Source organism: Oleiphilus sp. HI0123 (assembly GCF_001635315.1).
The window spans coordinates 1-3,578 of sequence record NZ_LWGE01001595.1; the positions used below are offsets into that span (position 1 = coordinate 1).

The 3,578-nt window shown below is 49.0% G+C and carries 3 protein-coding genes; all 3 read right to left on the bottom strand.

Going from position 1 to position 3,578, the window contains the following annotated elements:
• Positions 1–55: 55 nt before the first annotated feature.
• Positions 56–1,672: an acyl-CoA carboxylase subunit beta gene (locus A3761_RS21410; protein WP_068554053.1), complete on the bottom strand. Its 1,617-nt coding sequence runs from the start codon at positions 1,670–1,672 to the stop codon at positions 56–58.
• Positions 1,673–1,795: 123 nt separating this feature from the next.
• Positions 1,796–2,674 (bottom strand): SDR family oxidoreductase, encoded by an 879-nt coding sequence (locus A3761_RS21415; RefSeq protein ID WP_068508579.1) that lies wholly within the window; start codon positions 2,672–2,674, stop codon positions 1,796–1,798.
• A 12-nt stretch (positions 2,675–2,686) separates the two neighbouring features.
• The coding region (locus tag A3761_RS21420; protein WP_156492018.1) for an acyclic terpene utilization AtuA family protein at positions 2,687–3,578 on the bottom strand (892 nt) is incomplete at its 5' end.

A 3,578-nucleotide genomic window follows, 5' to 3' on the forward strand; every position in this document is an offset into this window, starting at 1 on the left:
AAAACAATAGATTCCCGCCTACGCGGGAATGACCTGGTAGTTTTTGCTTTACATCTTATAGACGCGCTACGCCAAAAGAGCTGGGTCTTAGTTCACGCATATTGGCTTCCTCACAAATATCTAAGAGGAATGCCAACACCTTGCGCGTGTCGCGCGGATCGATTAATCCGTCATCCCATAGGCGAGCGGTGCCAAACAAGGCTGTTGAACCCTCGTCCAATTTATCTGCAGTCGCTTTCTCGATAACATCGAGCATGGCTGGATCAGCTTCTTTACCCATTTTTGCATGTTTTGCTTCTGTGACGATTCGCAATACCTTACCGGCCTGTGCGCCGCCCATAACGGCTGTTTTGCTGTTCGGCCAAGCGAAGATGAAGCGAGGGTCAAGACCTCGACCACACATGGCATAGTTACCCGCGCCATAGGAACCGCCAACGACGATAGTGAGCTTAGCTACAGTGGTATTTGCTACCGCTTGTAGCATTTTAGAACCATGCTTAATGACACCGTGTTGCTCTGAGTGCGTGCCAACCATAAAACCGGTGGTATTATGGAAGAACAATAAACTGGTGTTGGACTGTTCACATAGTTGGATGAACTGAGCCGCTTTGGCAGCGCCCTCGGGCGTGATCGGGCCATTGTTACCAATGATGCCGCAAGCATGACCTTGAATTTTCAAAAAGCCACAAACGGTTTGTTTGTCGAATTCTGGTTTGAAGTCAACAAAATCGGACGAGTCAGCAATACGGGCAATGATTTCGCGGACATCGTAGGGGTGCTTGCTGTCTGCTGGTACAACGCCAATTAGCTCTTCTGGGCCGAAAAGAGGTTCTTGCCACTCTTTAGATGGCTTAGCTGGAAGCTGCTCATTCCAAGGAACGCTCTTCATTAAGTCACGAATCATCCGAATGCCGTCGGCATCGTCTTCTGCGAGGAATTCAGCAGTACCGGCAACTTGCGCATGCATTTCTGCGCCGCCTAACTCTTCATCGCTTGCGATCTCTCCGGTAGCGGCTTTAAGTAGTGGAGGGCCAGCCAAGAACATTTTGGTTTTGTCTTTCACTACGACCGTGTAATCCGATAAGCCAGGCTGATAGGCGCCACCAGCCGTTGCGTTACCATGTACCACTGTGAATTGTGGAATACCTTGCGCTGACAAGCGTGCTTGATTTGCGAAGCCGCGAGCACCTTGCACAAATATGTCGGTTGCGTAGTTCAAGTTAGCGCCGCCGCTTTCTGCCAGTGTCACGATAGGCAGCTTATTCAGTTTGGCGATTTCCTGTAAACGTAGCGTCTTGTCTAGACCAGCAGGAGAAATCGTTCCGCCTTTGATGGCGCTGTTACTGGCGATGATCATGCTGCGAATGCCTGCAACATACCCAATGCCCGCGATAATGCCGCCACCGGCCATGGAACCATCTTTATCATCGTGCATCTTGTAGCCAGCGAGACTGCTCACTTCAAGGAAAGGAGCGCCACGATCCAACAGCATATTGATACGTTCACGCGGTAACAATTTACCGCGCTTTATGAACTTTTCCTTCGCTTGATTTTCTTTTTCTACGACTTTATTTTCAACGTTACGAAACTCGTTAATATAGCCTTGCATGGCTTCGGCATTTGCCTGGAACTCTTCAGACGAAGTTTCGATGCTTGTCTCTAATATACTCATTTAAGTATCCGTATTATTTTGATGCCATTCCCGAAATATTTAATCGGGTAGCATGTTTATTCATGCCCCGCTATCGTTATGGATTCCGGCTTAGACACTGCCGGAATGACGAGAGAGGGGGATTTATTCTTCTTCCTCTTGGAAAATTTTGGGAAGCTCTGCGCGATGGAAGCCATCATAAGACTCAGAGTTATTCGCTCTGGGTAGCGGTGCAACGCGGCCTCCTTGTGAGGCGGCACCATCAATACGAATACAGTCACCACTAATAAAATTTGCCCCTTCACTTAGCAAAAAGCAGATCACGGAGCTTATTTCCGCTTCGGTTCCCATACGTTTCAATGGAATAGCATCTTTTAAACCTAGAATCCAAGGCTTCATGGCTGGAGGATAAGTATCCATGCCGCTGGTGATCACCCAGCCCGGTGCGACAGCATTAACACGAACGCCTGACGCTGCCCATTCAACGGCAGCCGTTTGAGTGAAGTTCACCATGCCTGCGCGGGCTGCACCGGAGTGCCCCATGCCTGGCATACCACCCCACATATCAGCGACGATATTGACAATTGATCCGCCGTGCTTACTCATACTTTGCAGATACACTTCTTTAGCCATCAAGAAGCCGCCGGTTAGATTGGTGCGTACCACCGTTTCCCAACCTTTCTGGTTAATACCGGTAAGTGGGGCAGGGAACTGACCGCCTGCATTGTTCACTAAACCCGATATCACAGGGTGTTTCTTAACGATTTCATTAACCGTTTCTTTGACGATATCTTCTTCGCGAATATCGCAAGAAAAACCTTCAGCACTGCCACCATCTTCGATGATTTCAGCAACCACAGCATCCAGCTTTTCTTGCTTACGACCAATAATGATGACATGCGCGCCAAGCCCTGCTAGCTCATGAGCGGTACAACGGCCAATGCCGCTGCCGCCGCCCGTTACGATAAATACTTTGTCTTGGTATAGGTCATCTCTGAAGATTGATTGATAAGGGTGACTCATGATTTATCTTACCTACAGTTTATTGGCCAAGGCCTGAGGAACAGGGATGGCAGCTTGTAATAATTGTTGTGCGAAAGCTTTGCCTTGAGGGTCAATGCGCAAGCTAGCAACGCCACCTCCACCTAGGCTGTTTTCGAGTAAAAAGTTCACGGCATTGATGCCGGGAAGGTCCCAACGATTGACCTTGCCATGTTCTGGGTCAAGCGTATGTGACATGTATTCAGCAACGAAGTCTTCAGTTAAAGCTTCACGAATATAGGGCAGGTATTCCTCAGAGCGCGCGATGACACCGATATTGGAATGATTGCCCTTGTCGCCACTTCGAGCCCAAGCAAGTTTGATTAACGGAACGTAGCTATTACAGTTTTCGCCTAAAGTTGTTTTATTCTGAGTCGCTTCAGCTCCTACGAAAGACGTTTCGCTATCAATTGATACAGGAATGGACTCTTCACCGAGTTTGACGCTCACATCCAAGTCGGCTTTAGGCACAAGGCAGGAGAATAAACGGATCTTAGGCCATACCGTTGGCCGACCACCAACGATACCGGTGATGCCCGGCGCCATGCCTGTTGCAGCCTGTGCGATCTCTTTGGAAAATAAAACCAGAGACTTCTTATCAGGGCTAGCAACAGATATTTTTACCACGATCTCACGGCACTGGTCAGATGCGCCTTGTTCACCGTAAGTGGTTTCGGTGCCCAGTAACTCAATGCTTTTTTCCGAATAGGCCTTCAAGCCCTTAGCCTCGATCATATGGCTAGTCTTTTCAAGAATCGCTTCAGCCACGGCTTGGGCTTTCGCTTTTGCGTTGATTCCGGCTAACAAGAAGGTGACGGTGCACTTGAAACCGTCTCGCCAGGTTGCTGATACCTTGTATTGATCGCTCGGTGCTCGGCCTAGTGCG